At 46.6% G+C, this 18,921-nt stretch carries 13 protein-coding genes and 4 pseudogenes; 10 read left to right on the forward strand and 7 right to left on the reverse strand.

The features are described from left to right. Positions 1 to 103: 103 nt before the first annotated feature. Positions 104 to 2,704: a DUF5916 domain-containing protein gene (locus DW083_RS06625; protein WP_233551829.1), complete on the forward strand. Its 2,601-nt coding sequence runs from the start codon at positions 104 to 106 to the stop codon at positions 2,702 to 2,704. Positions 2,705 to 2,750: 46 nt separating this feature from the next. Here the strand turns inward: DW083_RS06625 and mnmA are convergent, their stop codons facing one another. Continuing rightward, the gene (gene mnmA, locus DW083_RS06630) at positions 2,751 to 3,827 is read right to left on the reverse strand and encodes a tRNA 2-thiouridine(34) synthase MnmA (protein WP_122331890.1); all 1,077 of its coding nucleotides are present in this window, start codon (positions 3,825 to 3,827) and stop codon (positions 2,751 to 2,753) included. 88 nt (positions 3,828 to 3,915) lie between these two features. On the opposite strand from mnmA, the gene DW083_RS06635 reads away from it, so the two are divergent. Continuing rightward, positions 3,916 to 4,752 carry an SGNH/GDSL hydrolase family protein gene (locus DW083_RS06635; protein WP_122331861.1) on the forward strand — a complete coding sequence of 279 codons (837 nt, stop codon included), beginning with the start codon at positions 3,916 to 3,918 and terminating at the stop codon, positions 4,750 to 4,752. Between the two features lie 17 nt (positions 4,753 to 4,769). Here the strand turns inward: DW083_RS06635 and DW083_RS06640 are convergent, their stop codons facing one another. From DW083_RS06640 to DW083_RS06650, 3 genes are all read right to left on the reverse strand, one after another. Next, entirely contained in the window at positions 4,770 to 5,054 is a 285-nt protein-coding gene (locus DW083_RS06640) for a transcriptional regulator (protein ID WP_122331862.1), read from the reverse strand. Beyond that, entirely contained in the window at positions 5,039 to 5,668 is a 630-nt protein-coding gene (locus tag DW083_RS06645) for a hypothetical protein (protein WP_115501196.1), read from the reverse strand. The genes DW083_RS06640 and DW083_RS06645 overlap by 16 nt, the downstream gene beginning before the upstream one ends. 82 nt (positions 5,669 to 5,750) lie before the next feature. Further along, on the reverse strand, positions 5,751 to 7,607 hold the full coding sequence (locus tag DW083_RS06650) for an outer membrane beta-barrel family protein (protein WP_233551831.1): 1,857 nt from the start codon (positions 7,605 to 7,607) through the stop codon (positions 5,751 to 5,753). Positions 7,608 to 7,620: 13 nt separating this feature from the next. Between DW083_RS06650 and DW083_RS22610 the strand changes: the two genes are divergently transcribed. Next, the gene (locus DW083_RS22610; protein WP_233551843.1) at positions 7,621 to 7,827 is read left to right on the forward strand and encodes a hypothetical protein; all 207 of its coding nucleotides are present in this window, start codon (positions 7,621 to 7,623) and stop codon (positions 7,825 to 7,827) included. 69 nt (positions 7,828 to 7,896) lie between these two features. On the opposite strand, the gene DW083_RS06655 is transcribed toward DW083_RS22610, so the two are convergent. Together DW083_RS06655 and DW083_RS06660 are read right to left on the reverse strand one after the other, a co-directional pair. Beyond that, entirely contained in the window at positions 7,897 to 8,124 is a 228-nt protein-coding gene (locus tag DW083_RS06655; RefSeq protein ID WP_122331863.1) for a carboxypeptidase regulatory-like domain-containing protein, read from the reverse strand. A 4-nt stretch (positions 8,125 to 8,128) separates the two neighbouring features. Then, the gene (locus tag DW083_RS06660) at positions 8,129 to 8,503 is read right to left on the reverse strand and encodes a DUF2141 domain-containing protein (RefSeq protein WP_122331864.1); all 375 of its coding nucleotides are present in this window, start codon (positions 8,501 to 8,503) and stop codon (positions 8,129 to 8,131) included. Between the two features lie 322 nt (positions 8,504 to 8,825). Between DW083_RS06660 and DW083_RS06665 the strand changes: the two genes are divergently transcribed. After that, positions 8,826 to 9,983: an esterase gene (locus tag DW083_RS06665; RefSeq protein WP_122331865.1), complete on the forward strand. Its 1,158-nt coding sequence runs from the start codon at positions 8,826 to 8,828 to the stop codon at positions 9,981 to 9,983. A 61-nt stretch (positions 9,984 to 10,044) separates the two neighbouring features. Here DW083_RS06665 and DW083_RS06670 read toward each other — a convergent pair. Next, positions 10,045 to 11,211 (reverse strand): annotated as a pseudogene (locus DW083_RS06670) (AAA family ATPase); the annotation flags it as partial. A gap of 914 nt (positions 11,212 to 12,125) precedes the next feature. Here DW083_RS06670 and DW083_RS06675 point away from each other — a divergent pair. The 6 genes and pseudogenes from DW083_RS06675 (at position 12,126) to hisS (ending at position 18,873) form a co-directional block, all read left to right on the forward strand. Then, positions 12,126 to 14,156, forward strand: a pseudogene (locus tag DW083_RS06675) (dihydrofolate reductase). Positions 14,157 to 14,163: 7 nt separating this feature from the next. After that, positions 14,164 to 14,846 (forward strand): annotated as a pseudogene (locus DW083_RS06680) (DNA alkylation repair protein). 60 nt (positions 14,847 to 14,906) lie between these two features. After that, a complete protein-coding gene (locus tag DW083_RS06685; protein ID WP_115500640.1) occupies positions 14,907 to 15,365 on the forward strand; it encodes a Fur family transcriptional regulator in 459 nt (152 codons plus the stop codon). 28 nt (positions 15,366 to 15,393) lie between these two features. Next, positions 15,394 to 16,664, forward strand: a pseudogene (locus DW083_RS06690) (adenylosuccinate synthase). Between the two features lie 122 nt (positions 16,665 to 16,786). Next, a complete protein-coding gene (locus DW083_RS06695; protein WP_115500617.1) occupies positions 16,787 to 17,473 on the forward strand; it encodes a zinc metallopeptidase in 687 nt (228 codons plus the stop codon). Positions 17,474 to 17,517: 44 nt separating this feature from the next. Continuing rightward, positions 17,518 to 18,873: a histidine--tRNA ligase gene (hisS, locus tag DW083_RS06700; protein ID WP_115500618.1), complete on the forward strand. Its 1,356-nt coding sequence runs from the start codon at positions 17,518 to 17,520 to the stop codon at positions 18,871 to 18,873. Positions 18,874 to 18,921 lie beyond the last annotated feature (48 nt).

Raw genomic sequence — 18,921 nt, forward strand, 5'->3', positions numbered from 1 at the left:
AAGGCTGCGATCTTAGGATGTGCGGCCTTTTTTATTTCCGTATAATTGCTAACTTTGTGAGCATGAAAAAGGGCGATGCCCTTCTCGCTTAATTCTTTAGACCATGAAGAAAAAACGTTATCTCTTGAATCTCCTCCTCTTGTCAGTCTGTACATTCGGCTATGGACAACAGGATTCTGTTGTTCCTTTCAAAGATGCTTACAAACGTATTTACAATGTGACGAAAGTTACAGGTGTCAAACCTGTGATAGACGGAAAACTGGATGAACCCTTCTGGATGGAGCAGGGGGAATGGTCCGACCGTTTTGTGCAGATTATTCCTTATGAGCGTGAAATATCACCTTCTCCTACGCGGGTAAAGCTCTTTTATGACGATAAATATATATACGTAGGCGTGTATTGTAAAGATGCTGTTCCCGGAAAGATGAACCGTTTCATCGGGAACCGCGACGACAACAGTATGGGAGACCTGATCAGTGTGGCTTTCGATACATACCATGACTACAGGGCTGCCCCGGAGTTCAATATTAACCTGGGCGGGAATAAGACCGACCTGATTGTGACGGATAAGTTGAATGTGAACCGGAGCTGGAACGCTGTTTGGGAAGGTAGGACGCATGTAAACCTGCCGGATTCGAGTTGGACGGCCGAATTGCGCATTCCCTTCAGCCAGCTTCGCTATAACCAAGCGTCGGCCGACGGTATCTGGGGGCTTCATGTTCGCCGCATTATCAGGCGGAATAACGAAGTGCAGAACTGGAGTATGATCCCCTTGAAGAATAACGGGCATGTGTTCTCTTTCGGGGAAATGCACGGCATGACCGATCTGCCGAAACCGCGCGGAATAGAGTTCCTGCCCTATGTGATGGGTAAATACCGGAGCGAGCCGAAGATTCCCGGCAGCCCTTACCAGGAGGGGCATAGCTGGGGCGGTAATATCGGTCTGGATGCCAAATTTGCGTTGTCCGACTTTACGCTGGATATGACGATAAACCCCGATTACGGACAGGTGGAACTTGACCCTTCGGTGATGAACCTGACGGCCTACGAAACGTTTTACGACGAGAAGCGTCCTTTCTTCCTCGAAGGAAAACATATCCTGGACTTTGCCAACGGCAGCGACATGATGTTTTACACGCGCCGTATCGGTGCCGCCCCTTCCTATACGCCTCCCGGCATCGATAACGTCAATAGCTTTGCCAGTCGGAAAGAGAATATCCCCATTATCGGCGCTTTGAAGCTGACGGGGACGAACCGCAAAGGCGTAACGATCGGAGTCGTACAGAGCCTGACAGCGCAATCTTCATCGAAGGTGACGCTTAACGGGATGGAAGATAAAGTCGTGGTCGAGCCTTTGACCAATTACACCGTTGCCCGCGTGCAGAAAAACTGGGAAGGAAATACGCTGTTGGGAGGAATGATCACATCGGTAAACCGTGCATTGGACGAGCCGCATCTGAAAGACTTCATGGTCCGTAATGCCTTTACGGCAGGGATCGATTTTACGCAGTATTTCAAGAACCGCTTATATTATGTTGAAGCCAAAGCAATGGTGAGTTCCCTGAATGGGAGCAAGGAGGCGATTCGTGTATTGCAGCAAAACGCCGTGCACTATTACCAGCGTTCGTCTTCCGCCGATTATCTGGGTGTCGACCCGGAACGGCGTTCACTGAGCGGCACAGGCGGTTATCTGAAATTAGGACGGAAAGGAAATGCCAAATGGGCTTTTGCCGAGACGTTTAGTTGGTCGTCTCCGGGCTTCGACCTCAATGATATCGGTTATCTGAAACAAACCGATAACCTGTCTAATGAAACGGAGATCGCTTACCGGCAGACGGATATCTGGAAGATGTTCCGCTATAATGCTTTTACCCTGACGCAACGGAATCAATGGAATTACGGCGGGACGCCTTTTTATAACCATTTGGCTTTGAAATGGCAGACGATGACGATGAGCCGGTATGAGTTGATCGTGTCGGAAACCTTCTGCTGGAACAATCTGGACAGCCGCCTGCTTCGGGGAGGACCGGACGTGCGGTTCAACCCTTATTTCCTTACCTCTGTCAAGTTTAATACGGATAAGGCAAAACGGGTGAGGCTGACGCTGCAATATGAAGGGAACTATAATCTGGACGGGTATAACCGCCTTAACACATTTACGCCGGAACTGACATTCCGGTTGGGAAACCATATCTATTTGTCCGGACAGTTGAATTATGCCTGGAATACGGACAATATGCAGTTTGTACAGGCTACACCCGAAAGCAGCACAGCGCCTTATGTGACAGCTCACATGGACCAGAAGACGTATGGACTGACAATGAATCTGCAGGTGAACGTAACGCCTGATATTACGATACAGTTCTACGGCTCACCGTTTACTTCTACGGCTAAATTCAAGGATTTCAAGTCGATGACGAATACGACTTCCCATACTTATGAAGATCGTTTCCGTCCGTTGTCGGATGAAGAAATGTCTGTTATAAAGAATAAACCTGATTTCAGCTTTAACGAGTTCCGTTCCAATCTGGTAGCCCGTTGGGAATATCTGCCCGGTTCGACCTTGTATTTTGTCTGGGAACACAGGATGTCGAACCGCGACAGTAAATATCTCTCCGGTTGGGGGAATAACCTGGACCGTATGTTCGGCCTTCCGGCAACAAACACGTTTATGGTCAAGATGAACTATTGGTTTAACTTATAGTCTAAAATAGATCGGAATTGTGTTCCATGTAATAATCGACATCCGCTTATTTTTCTTCGTCGATAATCATGCCGCTACCGAGACAAAGATGGTGGTCTTTGTCGTACACTACGCCGTATTGCCCGGGGGCGATTCCCTGTATTTTGTTGTCCGATTCGATACGATACAGGTCGCCGATACGGCGTATGCGACCGGGCGTGAAGTCCGGCGTATGGCGGATCTTGAACGTGATTTCTTTCTCGTCCGTGAAGTCTCCCCACGGGTCTTCGGTGATAAAGTCGAAGCCATGCATATTGATTGTCTTGCCGTACTGCGTTTCCGGATCGTAACCGTTGGAGACGTAGATGATGTTCCGCTTGATGTCCTTTTTGATGACAAACCAGGGACCGCCGCTCAGACCCAAACCTTTGCGCTGCCCGATGGTATGGAACCAATAGCCGTTGTGCTTACCCAGCACTTTGCCTGTCTCCAGTTCCACGATTTTTCCGGTACGTCTGCCTAAGTAGCGTTCGATGAAATCATTGTAATTGATTTTACCTAAGAAACAGATACCCTGGCTGTCTTTCCGCTTGGCACTCGGCAACTTCTGCTGTTCGGCGATGGCGCGGACTTCGCTTTTCATCAGGTGGCCTATCGGGAACATCAGTTTTTGTATCTGCAGGCGGGTGATCTGGCCGAGGAAATCGGTCTGGTCCTTCACCGGGTCTTTGGCGGTGGAGAGCCATACTTTTCCGTCGATCTCGGTTGTCGTGGCATAATGGCCCGTCGCTATCTTGTCGAAATCCTTTCCCCATTTGTCTTCGAAGCAGCCGAACTTGATGTATTTGTTGCACATCATATCCGGGTTGGGGGTGAGGCCGCGCTTGACGGAGTCGATGGTGTAGCTCACCACGCGATCCCAATATTCATCGTGCAAAGAGACGATCTCAAACCGGCATCCGTACTTCTTGGCTATATAAGAGGTGATCTCGATATCTTCTTCGGCGGGGCAGTCTATATATCCGTCCTTGTCTTCCATTCCGATGCGGATATAGAAAATGGTAGGATCATATCCTGCCTCTTTCAACTGGTGGACTACTACGGAGCTGTCGACTCCTCCCGATACTAATGCTGCAATTTCCATAGATATAATTAAATAAGAATCAGACAAAGGTACGGTAAATTTTTTTATATCTTTGTCTTTTCAGTTAATCTCAATCAATAGAACCGATATGCATATACGTTACTCTGCTTTGTTATTATCCGCCCTGTTGCTGTCGACAGATGTTTATCCGTGTACGGCCTATGTGCTGCCACAAGTTCAGGAAGTACCTGTCTCCAATCAGTGGAAAGGAAAGAAAGTCGCTTTCCTGGGCGATTCGATAACCGATAAAATCCATGTCGGGACGGCGAAAAACTATTGGCAGTATCTTTCGGAACTCTTAGGCCTGGAATCCCTTGTTTACGGCATCAACGGCCACCAATGGAACGGTGTGTTGGGACAGGCAGAGAAATTGCAGACGGAGCGGGGAGACGACATCGACGCGATCCTGATTTTTGCCGGAACGAATGACTATAATGCCGGTGTCCCTTTAGGCGAGTGGTACACCGAGAAGGACGAACCGGTCGAGGTGTCCGGCCCCAAACAGGAGGTACGTAAACGGCGGACGCTGCAAATGGACGGACAGACGTTCCGGGGGCGTATCAATCGCGTCATGTCTTATCTGAAAACGAACTATCCGACCAAGCAGATTATCCTGCTGACACCGATACATCGCGGATATGCCAGGTTCAGTGACAATAATATCCAGCCGGACGAATCCTACCCGAACCGGATCGGCCTGTATGTCGATGCGTACGTCGACGTGATAAAGGAAGCCGCCAATGTCTGGGCCGTTCCCGTTATCGACCTGAACAGCATCAGCGGACTTTATCCCGTAAATGATTCCCATACCCGCTACTTCCACAAAGAAGACACGGACCGCCTGCATCCCAATGCCGACGGGCATTACCGGATGGCAAAGGTGCTGATGTACCAACTGTTGGCTTATCCGGCTGACTTCGAATAGGGGATAGCTCTTGCCTTTTACATATCGATATATCCCTTCAACGCATTTACATAATCTTCGAACGCTTGCCGGCCGACGGACGTGATCCGGCAAGTTGTCCGGGGTTTCTTTCCGACGAAGCTCTTTTCAACTTCGATGTAGCCGGCTTCGCTCAGTTTGTCTATCTGTACACTCAGGTTGCCGGCGGTGGCCTCTGTTTTTTCTTTCAGATAGACAAAGTCCGCCTCCTCCACCGAGAGGAGGATGGACATGACGGCCAGCCGTAACTGCGAGTGGAGTAGAGGGTCTAATTCTTTGAACATGCTTGTTTGGCTTTATGGTTAAGGATATGTCCCGGAATAATCATCATAATTACGAACGATAATCCGAAATAGAGATACCATAAGAGGGTCACCGACTCATCGTGTATCAGCATTGTGAGCATATAAATGCAAAAGACAAATGCAACTATCGGCGAATAAATCATCCAACGCTCCTGAATAATAATGCCCGTAATCGAAACGCCGAGGCCACAGTAAAGCAAGGATAAAGGCAACATGATGATGAAATCTGCCTGCCGGTACAAGAGGATTTCAATTACGCCGGATGTGATAAAAGTAAAAGCAAACATCCAGCCCAGCACACGCCAAACCTGGTTTATTACTTTGTCTGTATAGGTGACGACAGCCGCCGGCTTCTGCCTTTTCTTGTAAGCGATAAGCGGCCATACTCCGAATAAAAACATCCAGCCCCAGGTCCATATAAATGAGTGGGTCAGGGTTATCAGGACGAACAACGCGATGGACAGCCCGGCCGTGCAATATCCCCAATATAGAAACTGGTTTCCGTTGCCGACTTCCATGTTCTGTTTGCTGGAATGAATCATCTGTGTGATAAGCTCCAGACTTTCTTTCTCTGTTAATCTTTTTTCTTCCATGATTTTATCTTTTTTCTTTTTATTCCTTCCACATTCCGTTCAAAGATAATGTGGTTTATGTTATCTCTTTATATTTTTTATTCTATTTTTCTTTTAGCCGGTTGAATTCACTTTCCGAACTGCGCTCTATCGTCTTCTTCGCCACTTTCTTCCCACTGTTGAAACTCCATGAAAGCGAAACCTTGAAGATGCGTCCGGCACTGCCCTCTTTGTAATGGGACTCGGTTTTGTAAGCATCCAGGTTGTTGACGTAATTGTTATAGCGGTTGAAGATGTTGTTGACACCAGCCGTGACGAGCAACCTTTCATTCATGAATTTCTTACGTAGCGTGAAGCCGAGCGTATGACGGGGCGCCACTTCGCTGTTTCCGGAATAGAGGCGGCTTGCTCCTCCGTATTGAATTTCCATATTGTAACCGGCAGGCAGGTAGAAGGTCGCGGTGGCATTGGCAAACATCAGGTAATGTTTGGCTAAAGCGGCCGACTCCGACATCCTGATATCTTGTTTCACACCTATGAAATTGGCAGTCAGGTTACACCAGCGAACCGGTTGGAACGGAAGATTGACGGCTATGAACCAGTGATTTTCCGTGCTATGGTTTTCGGGTGTGATATAGGAAATGTCCGGATCGTTTGCATCCTGTTTGCAAAATTCGCGGATGAGGTTGTGATGCAGGTTCCCGCCCACTGTCACCGTATACCGGTACTGGTACACCCACGTTAAGTTGAAACGGTTGATATAAGTCGGCTTTAGATACGGGTTTCCTATCTGGTAACTGTAGTCCGACAGTTGGATGTGATTGGGACTGAGAGAATGGAACGCCGGCCGCTCGATATTCCGGGAGTATTGCCCGACAAGCATTGACGTTTTCAGACTGTTGAACGCATAGGAAACATTCAGGTTCGGGAACAGGTCGAAATAGTCCCGGCGGATGTTGTCGTTACGGTTCGACGTCCGTGTGTATTCCCCTCTCAGCCCTGCGACGAAAGACCAGCGGCCCGTCCCTGCTGAAAAAGAACCATATCCGCCGATGATGTTTTCCCGGTAGTTGAGGACGTATCCATAAGCGGGGTTTGGTTCCCACAAGTGTCCGGACAAGCTTTCGTAGCACGAGTTGTCGTTCATATCGGTAAACGTATATTTTATACCGGCTTTCAGCGACATCCCTTTTTTGAGGTATCGGGAAAGGGACAGGTCGGATGTGACAATGTCGTAGGTCGCGTCGGCATTACTTCTGTATGTAGTGTCGCTTTGTCCTCCCATAGCTTGCCTGAGGACGAAATAATCATTGTTACCCGTTGATTTCTTACCTGCATAGTCGACAATGAGTTTGATCAGTGAACCCTGGTTGTCCAGTTTATGCAGGTAATTGGCCGTGGCCGTAAATGTGTTGTATTCGTTTCTCTGGAAATATTCACCCATGCTGTTGACCGGGAAATTCCCTTTTACCAGCTCCGTCTGGCTGTAAGAATTCGCCTTTGCGCCCTGTCCGATATATTCGATTTCTGCTCCGAAACTATTCAGGGTATCTGCATCCCAGGCAATACCGAGACGTCCGGTTCCGTAATTCGATCGGTTCTCAAACCGGGACAGGCTGGAGAAGCGGGTGTCGTCTGTCGTATATGAGCGGATGGAATTCATATCGCTCTTATCCTTCGGAGTGAAAATTCCGGAAGCGGCGGCGTTAATATTCCATTTCCCCATGCGTGCATTCAGGCTGGCGGACGGCATATAGCGGTTTAGCGAAGAAGCAACGGCTGTACCCATTAATATGTTTCCTTGCACGCCGTTATCCTGCCTGCGCCGGAGTGCGATGCGGATGACTCCGCCACGTGTACTGGCGTCGTATTCGGCTCCGGCAACCGGTATCACCTCGATCTGCCTGATATCTTCCGATTTCAGGGAACGCAGATAAGAGAGCAGTTCTTCGCCGGTCAACTTGATTTCCCGGTTGTTGACAAACACTTTCGTGCCCGAAGCGCCGTTGATGGATATCTGGTCGTCCGATAGCCATACGCCCGGCGCTTGCGACAGCAGTTCCGTTCCGTCTTTTCCGCTGGTGGGCGAGATGTTGACGATAAAGCGGTCGGCCTTGCGTTCGATTTCCCTTGCCTGTACGACTACTTCTTTCAGGCGTAAGCCGCCGGTTGCAGGATAAAGGTTTCGCGGGTAGGGGCGGATAGCCGGAGCTGTTTTCGTTCCGTTTCATATCCGATGCATTGTATGATTAATGTATAATCCCTCTGTCAGCCTTCAATGCGAAGTTCCCCGCATCGTCGGTTGTCCCTCCGGCTATTTGCCTGTCGCCTTGCAGAAGGACAACAGTCGCATAGTCTATCGCATCTCCTCCGGGATTGTGGATTTGGCCGGAGTAGGTCACCGTGCCTGCCTGGCTGCGGACTTTCCCCGGAAGGATTGCCATAGCCAGCAGGATCAGGAGTAAAACTCTTTTCATGGCTCTATTCGTTGGTCGGGTAATACAATTTCAGGTTGACTGTCTCTTCGTCCTGCTTCGGTTTGCAACTCTTCATTGCGTAGCCTTCGGCCGGCTTTTTGTCTTCCGTAAAATCCATTTTCCAATTATCGTTTTCGTCGTGGAAAACCGATAGTTCGAATTCGTCCCATTCTACATTCTCTAATTTGACGATGGCTGTCCCGTTTTCCGCTTTAGCCATTCCGTAAACCGGTTTGCTCTCTTTTCCCTGTTGGGCCATGACCATGACATTCCCTTTATCACCCCGCACATGACTCACCTTTACAATGATTGTCCGTGCCATTACTGAACTGCAACTGAAAATCAGCGCTAAAATGCTTGCTACTATAATTCGTTTCATCTCTTTACTCTTTTGATTTGTGAATAAATAAGTTTATAATATAAACCATATATGGATTAAAAAAGTGCAAGGAGCTGCGCGTTTCTCACCTGTACGCTGCAAATATAAAATGGTTTATGATGTAAACCAAATAAAAAGAAGAAAATCTTTCAATTATTTTCAAAAACCCTCCGAGATGCCAATCAGGACAGCTTGTTTCCGGTTGTTTTGAGATGATAAAGCGTTGTCCGACTGAAAGTCGTCAGTCATTTAGTTGCTTCCTATGGAAAAAACGTGTAGTTTTGATGAGATAATTCTGAAGACTAATTTTAATTGTAGTATTATGAAAAAAGTATTGACACTATTTATTGCTCTGTTGGTGAGTACAATTGCTTTTGCACAACAGTCGCTTTGGGGAGGTGGAACACTTGTCTCTCCTGAAATCCATGAAAACAATACGGTTACATTCCGTTTCCGTGCACCTAAAGCGATAAAGGTACAGGTGACTGGCGATTTTCTGTCTAATCCTTCCGTTGCCGATTTGAAAGAGGGTCCGGAGGGTGTCTGGAAATATACCACACCGGAACCGCTGGCTCCTGAACTGTATAACTATTCTTTTATCGTGGATGGTTTGAAGATGCCGGACCCCAGTAATATTTATCTGATTCGTGATGTGTCATCGCTGATGAATGTATTTATCATCGGTGGGGGACGCGCAGATTTATATAAGGTGAATGCCGTACCGCACGGAACGGTTTCCCGCCTGTGGTATGACAGCCCGACGTTAGGAACGACCCGTCGGATGACTGTTTATACGCCGGCCGGTTATGAGAAAAGCGGCAAGCGATATCCGGTCTTCTACCTGCTGCATGGCATGGGCGGAGATGAGGAAGCCTGGGTGACATTAGGGCGCGCGACTCAGATTCTGGATAACCTGATTGCCGAGGGAAAAGCAAAACCGATGATTGTCGTTATGACGAATGGTAACGCGGCCTTAGAAGCGGCTCCCGGTGAATCTTCCCTGGGACTGGTGCCGCCGACGACTAAATTGCCTAAGACAATGGAAGGCTCTTTCGAAGCGGCTTTTCCGGATGTCGTGAAGTTTATCGACGCGAACTACCGTACAGTCAAGAATAAGTCCGGCCGCGCCATTGCCGGCTTGTCGATGGGTGGTTACCACTCTTTGCATATCTCCAAACAATATCCGGATTTGTTCGATTATGTCGGTTTGTATTCAGCCGCCATTTGGCCTGGCAAAGATGTGGAATCACCTGTATATAAGGATATGGAGAAAAAGCTAAGCGTGCAGTTTGCCAAGAAGCCGGCTCTTTATTGGATCGCTATCGGCAAGACCGATTTCTTGTATAAAGCAAACACTGATTACCGCAAACTCCTCGACGATAATCATTACCCCTATACTTACTACGAAACAGACGGCGGCCACATCTGGCGCAACTGGCGTATTTACTTGTCGGAGTTTGTGCCGATGTTGTTCAAGTAGTCGATTTCCCGGTAGTAATAAGCCATTCTGTTGTTGACTTTAGTGATAGCAGAGTGGCTTATTTCTGTATTTCAAAAGGAGCTTCTATTTTATTGAAACGGGTATAATAGGGCATCAGGAATTTGATAAAACCCTCTTCTACTTCCCGGTTAGGAAAGCCAAGACGGTAAAGTCCGAATTCTTTATCGTACCCTTTTATTGTCAGATATCCACTTTGGAAGATAACCGGAAGAGGTTCCTCATCACCATAGATACAATTTAGAACATCAACGTAGGTCTCAGCATGTGTCATGCTCTCCAAGTCATAATGGTTGCGTTTTAGTAATTCTACAAGATAGGTAGGTGTACCTGTCTCAAACCAGTAGCTACCGAATTCCAGCTTATCGAAAGTGTTGAGCAAACTGAATGGATTGTAGATGCCGATGGAGTTGTATGTGAAGTGATAACCATCATAGTCCTCTTGTAACCGGCGACTGGCATCTTCGTACGTTATGCCTTGTGCTCTGGCTAACAGATGGATGCTATCGGTGAAGTCGCGGTGTAACTCTTCGTCGGTGATACCGCATAAGGCAAGATAACGACGATCCATAGAAATATCGCTTAGATTATTCAAGTCACTGAAAATGCTTATCTTTCCAAATTTGGTGACACCTGTCAGAAAAGCGAACCGGATGCTGTTGTCCATCGTTTTCAATGCTCCGTAGAAAGGCTTTAGGGTGTTACTGAAACTTTTCTGTAAATCAGGATTGCCGATGGCTTGTAGCATCGGTTTGTCATATTCGTCCACCAAAATGACGACACGCTGTCCGGTCTGTTCACAAGCACGCTGAATAACACCTGCAAAATGGAGAGCGAGGGTTGTTTCGGCAATGCCAACTCCATATGATTGCTCCCATTCCGCCAATGCCTTTTCCAATATCTTATCCAAACTATCAGGCGTGTCATACTTCCCGAGATTTAAGTCCAGGTGTAGTATGGGATATTCCAACCAATCCTGTTCCAGTCTATCCATCTCGAGTCCTTCAAAGAGCTCTTTCTTCCCTTGAAAATAAGCTTCGAGAGTCGAAATTAGTAAGCTCTTGCCAAAGCGGCGCGGACGACTCAAGAAATAATAGCTGCCACTTTTCACCATTTGGTAAATCAAGGCAGTTTTGTCAACATAGAAATACCCGTCTTTACGGATTTTTTCAAAACTCTGAATGCCGATAGGATATATTTTCCCGTCCATATTATTCTTGTCTAATGTGTACAAATATACGGTATTTATTGTTGAGTGCCGTAGCTTATGCTCAATTTGTTTTGTATTCCGAAGGATGGGAAAGGTTATTCCGGTTTTAACTGGGAGAAATATGAACGGTTCATAAAGCGTAAATCGGATAATGTCGCATAGTCTGATCGTGATCCTTTTTTTGTAATTCGAAGATGTAAAAAGTGGCAACAGGAGTAAAAAAGGAGGGGGCTTATTGTAAAAAACGTCCTGAAAACCTCCATTTGAGGCTTCGAGAAGTGTCTTCCCGACGATTGTTTTCCGGTCGAAAAAGCGCTTTCGGACCGGTTATTTTAGTGAAATATGCAATTTTTCCAAAAGACGACCGTCCTAATCGTCACCGCGACCGTGCTAATAGGTAGTGCACTCGGCACCTCGCGAAGATTAGGACGGTCGTAATGGCGATTAGGACGGTCGTAATGGAAAAGAGCTGCCTGTTTACCGAAAAATAACCCCCGAATCCTTGCCATATTCCTGTCCCTTCCCCTTCATGCTTGCAAATATTCGATTCTCTGGGAGTTAAGCTTTATCGGAATGTCGGGAAGTCTCTGTTCCGGTTTGACAAATGTCATCTTTTTTGAACGGGCTGCGCAGACCATCGGTCCGTTTGTCACGAAATGTGCTGTTTCGGTAGCGAAAAGTCAAATTAAAATCGTTCATTTTTTGAGGTGAAATAGAAAAATAGGGGGTTATTGTAAATATGCCAAACAATGTGAAATAGAAAATTGGAGTGTATGTTTGTGAGTCGATATCAACTCTATTTACCCGATAAAAAACAATTGCAAGATGAATTGCGTAAACTGATGGATTATTTGTGAACTACCGAAATATCTGTACCTTTGCAAGACGGCCTTATAAAAATAAAATAATCGCTTATGACTACAATGGTTATGACTGCTTGTACAGGGCAGGAGGCTGAGATGGCGGAAGCTGCTCAGGATAAATTTAATTATGTAGTGGATCAGTTTGCTGATCTGCAAATACTGCGTTATCAGGTTCCGGGGTTTGAGGCCCTTTCATTAAAACAAAAACAACTATTATATCATTTGTCGGAGGCGGCTTTGATGGGGCGGGATATCCTGTTCGATCAGAATTGCCGTTATAACTTGCCGATTCGTAGAACACTGGAAGCTATATATAAAGGATATAAGGGCGACCGGAAGGAGCAGCAGTTTATCGCTTTGGAAACGTACCTGAAACGGGTTTGGTTTGCAAACGGCATCCATCATCACTATGCGGAAGACAAGTTTGTGCCCGGCTTCACTCCTGAGTTTTTCCGGAGTTGCGTGGAGCAGGTGGAGGTGTCGGAACTTCCACTCGCAGAGGGACAGACGGTTGGACAGTTTGTTGCCGGGATCAGTCCGGTGATTTTTGACCCGGAAGTGATGCCAAAACGCTCGGTTCAGAGCGGTGATGCCGACCTGATTCAGGCTTCTGCCAATAATTATTATGGCGAAGGTGTTACCCAGAAAGAGGTGGAAGATTTTTATGCGGAGATGAAAGCCGGAAAAGATACCGTTTCCCCGATTTCATATGGGTTGAACAGCCGCCTGGTGAAAGAGAACGGTAAGCTTGTCGAAAAGGTCTGGAAAGTGGGCGGCCTGTATTCACCGGCAATTGAAAAGATCGTGTCGGAGTTGCAAAAAGCGGTTGCCTTTGCTGAAAACGAAGCGCAGAAAGCAATCATCGAAAAACTGATCGAATATTATCAGACGGGCGATTTGAAAACGTTTGATGCCTATTCTATTTTGTGGGTGGAAGACACGGTTTCGGATGTCGACTTTGTAAATGGTTTTATCGAAACATATGGTGACCCGTTGGGAATGAAAGCCAGTTGGGAATCGACCGTGAACTTTATAAATAAAGAAGCTACGAAGCGGACGAAGGTGATCAGCGATAATGCACAATGGTTTGAAGATCATTCACCGGTGGATAAGCGTTTCAAAAAAGAAAAAGTGAAAGGTGTCAGTGCGAAAGTGATCACTGTTTCCATGTTGGGCGGTGACTGCTATCCGGCCACTCCGATCGGCATAAACCTGCCGAACGCAGATTGGATCCGGCGCGACCATGGCTCCAAGTCCGTGACGATCGAGAATATAACGGAAGCCTACGACAAGGCTTCGCAGGGGAATGGCTTCAGTGAAGAGTTTGTCTGGAGTGATGCGGAGCGTGAGATGTTGAAAAAATATGGTTTCATTACGGATAACCTGCATACCGATTTGCATGAGTGCTTAGGGCATGGTTCCGGCAAGCTCCTTCCCGGTACTGATCCGGATGCTCTGAAAGCATATAGTTCTACGTTGGAAGAGGCGCGTGCCGATTTGTTCGGTTTGTATTATCTGGCGATGCCAAGTTGGTGGAACTCGGACTTGTCCCGGATGCGGATGCCTATAAAGCTGAATACTATAAATATATCATGAACGGCCTTATGACACAGTTGGTACGTATCGAACAGGGGAAGAATGTGGAAGAGGCCCATATGCGCAACCGCAGTTGATCGCCAAATGGGTATATGAAAAGGGGAAGGCGGATCACGTTGTCAAGTTGAAACAGCGTGATGGCAAGACATATGTGCTGGTAAATGATTATGCCAAATTGCGCGAGTTGTTCGGATGCCTGTTGGCGGAAGTGCAGCGTATCAAGAGTGAAGGCGATTTTGCAGCGGGGAAGAAACTTGTGGAAGATTATGGCGTAAAGGTCGATCCGGTTCTTCATGCCGAAGTGCTTGGACGGTATGCCAAACTCAACTTGGCACCGTATAAGGGATTTGTGAATCCGGTGATGAAAGAGATAAAGAGTGACACAGGTGAAGTAACGGACGTCGTACTGGATTATACTGAGGTTATGCCGATCAGATGTTGCGTTACAGCACGGAGTATTCATTTTTACCGTCTTACAATAAATAATAAATGTATGCTGCAAGATGAATTGAAAGAGATAAGAACGCAATTACGCCTGGCAATGAATGGTGTGGTTTCTACCAGTATGCGCGAGAAAGGCATCGTGTATAAGTTGAATTTCGGTGTACCTCTGCCTGAGATCAAGCAGATCGCGGCAATGCACAAACCGGATTCCGAGTTGGCTGAGGCCTTATGGAAAGAGGATATTCGCGAGTTTAAAATACTGGCCTCTCTCTTACAGCCGGCAGACGAATTCTCATTCCAAAAAGCAGTGCAGTGGGTAAAGGAAATCCCCTATTTGGAGATTGCTGAACAGTGCAGTCATAATCTGTTTCATAAGTTGGCCGATGTGGAAAATCTGCTGCTTGGGCTGATTTTTAATGTGAAAGACGAATATGCGCGTACGGTGGCTTATCTTGTCTGGGCTGAACTCTTTAAGGAAGGAAAGGAACTGATCGCACCGGTGAGGGCGGCATTTATCATCGAATGTATGCGTACGGTTGCCTGGACTGATTTCGGGGCATCCTTCAAGGAAAAGCAGGCTGCGGTGAAGGCAATGAAATTTTACGGAAGGCAGTCGGCTGGCCAGGCCCGGCAAATCTTGACCGGCTTCGACGAGTTTCCCGAATTCATGAAGACACCCGAAGGCAGGAAATCTATAATGATTTAAAATTTGAATTTGAATATTCCCGTTAAGGCTTTGCGTTTAAAATAAATGCGCTAACTTTGTCGGTCGCGTGGAGTCGCAACTTGAATATGGATGCAAAAAAATACACAGAGATGCAAGATATGTTCACCATGTATCTTGCTGAGAAAAAACTACGAAAGACTGAGGAACGATCTGTGATACTGGAATGTATATGCAGTTTCCCCGGTCATTTCGATATGTGTATGCTCCATCAGAAACTGGAGGGAATGAACTTTCATGTAAGCCGGGCTACTCTTTATAATACACTTGATGTGTTGGTAGACAGTGGTTTGATTATCCGTCATCAATTGATGTCGCAGTCTATGCAGTATGAGTTACGGATACTGGCCGAGACACATTCGCACTTGATCTGTACCAAATGCGGGGCTATCCGGGAATTGAAAGATGCAACATTGAAAAAAGATGTGGATAACTTGAAGATATCCCGTTTTTCTCCGGAGTATCATGCGCTTTACATTTATGGCGTGTGCAGTAAATGTAAATACCGGCTTCAGCGGAAGAAGTAAGAATATTAACAGCCTATAATATAAAAAGATGAAAGTAGATGTTTTATTAGGATTGCAATGGGGTGACGAAGGCAAAGGTAAAGTTGTCGACGTGCTGACTCCGAACTACGATGTCATTACTCGTTTTCAGGGTGGGCCCAATGCAGGACATACTTTGGAGTTTAACGGCGAAAAGTATGTATTACGTTCTATCCCTTCCGGTATTTTCCAGGGAGGAAAGGTAAACGTTATCGGTAACGGTGTCGTACTGGATCCGTTATTGTTCCAGCAGGAAGCGGAAGCGCTTGCCGCAAGCGGTCACGATTTGACCAAACAACTGTGTATCTCCAAGAAAGCTCATTTGATCCTGCCTACTCACCGTATATTGGATGCTGCTTACGAAGCTGCTAAGGGTTCCGGTAAAATCGGTACGACTGGCAAAGGCATCGGCCCGACTTATACAGACAAAGTCAGCCGTAACGGTTTGCGCGTTGGTGATTTGCTGCATAACTTCGACGAAAAATATGCTGCTGCAAAAGCAAGACATGAAGCGATTCTGCGCTCTCTGAATTATGAATATGATATCACGGAACTCGAAGCACAGTGGTTCAAGGCTTTGGACTACCTGAAACAGTTCCGCCTGATCGATAGCGAACATGTTATCAATAATTATCTGAAAGAAGGTAAATCTGTTCTGGCCGAAGGTGCACAGGGCACGATGCTGGATGTCGACTTCGGTTCATATCCGTTCGTGACCTCCTCCAATACGATCTGCGCCGGTTGCTGTACCGGTTTAGGTGTTTCTCCGCGTAATATCGGCGATGTGTATGGTATCTTTAAAGCTTATTGCACACGCGTGGGTAGTGGACCGTTCCCGACAGAGTTGTTCGACGAAACAGGCAAAAAGATCCGTCAGATCGGCCACGAATATGGTGCGGTAACCGGACGTGAACGTCGTTGTGGGTGGATCGACCTGGTGGCTCTGAAATATGCTATCATGATCAACGGCGTAACGAAGCTGATCATGATGAAGAGCGACGTGCTGGATAGTTTTGAAACGGTTAAAGCTTGCGTTGCCTACAAGATCAATGGTGAAGAGACAACCGAGTTCCCGTTTGAAATTAACGAGGTATCGAACCTGTATATGTGGAACTGCCCGGTTGGAATGCCGATATGACAAAGATGCAGAGCGAAGATGAATTCCCTGAAGAGTTTAATGCTTATATCTCATTCTTGGAAGAAGAGCTGGAAGTGCCTATCAAAATTGTTTCTGTCGGCCCTGACCGCGAACAAACAATTGTCAGATATACGGAAGAATAAGACCTGAAAATAATACAAAATGGCAGAAGACCACATCCCGGAAGGGTGTTCTCCTGCCATTTTTGTTTTTGGCAGGCTTTTTGTTCTATGTTATTTAGTATAACTATATAAATTAGAAGAATATGAGCATGTATTGGATTATATTTATCGGTTTCGCCCTCCTTAGTTGGTTGGTTTCTTCCCGGCTTCAGAATAAGTTTGAGAAGTATTCCAAAATACCGATGCCGAATGGCATGACCGGTAAGGATGTTGCAGAGAAGATGTTGCATGATAATGGTATTTATGACGTGAAGGTGATTTCGACGCCCGGACATTTGACAGACCATTATAATCCGGCTAACCAGACAGTCAACCTGAGTGAATCGGTTTATTATAGTAATAGTATTGCGGCGGCTGCCGTTGCGGCTCACGAATGCGGACATGCGGTTCAGCATGCTACGGCGTATGCGCCTCTGCGTATGCGTTCGGCGTTGGTCCCGGTTGTTAGTTTTGCCTCCAACATCATGACATGGGTTTTGTTAGGCGGAATGTTGCTGTTGCATTCTTTCCCGCAGTTGCTGCTTTTCGGTATTATCCTGTTTGCCATGACGACGTTGTTCAGTTTTATCACGTTGCCGGTTGAAATTAATGCCAGCCAGCGTGCCCTGGCCTGGTTGAGCAATGCCGGGATTACAAATGCTTATACGCATGATAAGGCTGAAGATGCTTTACGTTCAGCTGCTTATACCTATGTGGTTGCCGCTTTAGGTTCGCTCGCTACATTATTATATTATATCATGATCTTCCTGGGAGGAAGGAGCAGGGATTAAAGAGAAAACATTACCTTTGCATTCTGAATAAAAAATAGTGAAATATGCAAAAGCCGTCTATCCCTAAAGGAACAAGAGATTTTTCGCCTGAAGAAATGGCGAAGCGTAATTATATATTCAATACGATTCGTGAAGTTTATCATCTGTACGGGTTTCAGCAGATCGAGACTCCGGCTATGGAGAACCTGTCTACTTTGATGGGAAAATATGGTGAAGAGGGTGATAAGCTGCTTTTCAAAATATTAAATTCCGGTGATTGCTTCTCTGGTATTACAGATGAAGAACTGTTGGAACGCAATGCCGTGAAGTTCGGCGTGAAAGCTTGTGAAAAGGGGTTGCGCTATGACCTGACGGTCCCTTTCGCCCGTTTCGTGGTGCAGCATCGCAATGAGATCACTTTCCCTTTCAAGCGGTATCAGATACAACCCGTTTGGCGTGCCGACCGTCCGCAGAGAGGCCGTTACCGGGAGTTCTACCAGTGTGATGGCGATGTCGTAGGTTCCGATTCGTTGGTAAACGAAGTGGAATTGATCCAGATAATGGACGAAGTGTTCCGCCGTTTCGGTATTCGTGTTTGTATCAAGATGAATAACCGTAAGATTCTTTCCGGTATTGCCGAAATTATCGGGGAAGCGGATAAGATTGTCGATATTACGGTTGCCATAGATAAGCTGGATAAGATCGGGCTGGATAATGTGAATGAAGAACTTCGTTCTAAAGAATTATCCGAAGATGCGATAGCACGTCTGCAACCGATCATCATGCTGAAAGGGACAAACCGTGAAAAGCTGGCAGTGCTGAAACAGGAGTTGGCTGCATCGGAAATAGCGATGAAAGGTGTTGCCGAAATGGAATTTATCTTGGATCGTATCGACAAGTTACCGCTGAATGCTGAACTGGAACTGGACCTGACACTGGCTCGCGGCTTGAACTATTATACCGGAGCAATCTTTGAAGTAAAAGCGTTGGATGTCCAGATCGGAAGTATTACCGGTGGCGGACGTTATGACAATTTGACCGGAGTGTTCGGTATGGATGGTGTTTCGGGGGTCGGTATTTCATTTGGCGCTGACCGTATCTTCGACGTATTGAACCAGTTGGATCTTTATCCTGCCGATTCTTTACAGACAACGCAGTTGCTGTTCGTGAACTTCGGTGAAAAAGAGGAAAACTATTTGCTGCCGTTGATCTCGAAAGTCCGTGCAGCCGGTATTCGTACGGAGTTATATCCTGAAGCTGCCAAGATGAAAAAGCAGATGGGGTATGCCGATACTAAAAAGATCCCGTTTGTCGCCATTGTTGGAGAAAACGAAATGAATGAAGGCAAGATCAACCTGAAAAATATGTTGACAGGCGAACAGAGTCCTGTCACTATAGAGGAATTGATCGGACAATTCTGAAAATAACAGGAGGAGGTGCTGCGATTATATCGTGGCACTTCTTTTTTA

Source organism: Parabacteroides sp. AF48-14 (genome assembly GCF_003477465.1).
GTDB classification, from domain to species: domain Bacteria; phylum Bacteroidota; class Bacteroidia; order Bacteroidales; family Tannerellaceae; genus Parabacteroides; species Parabacteroides acidifaciens.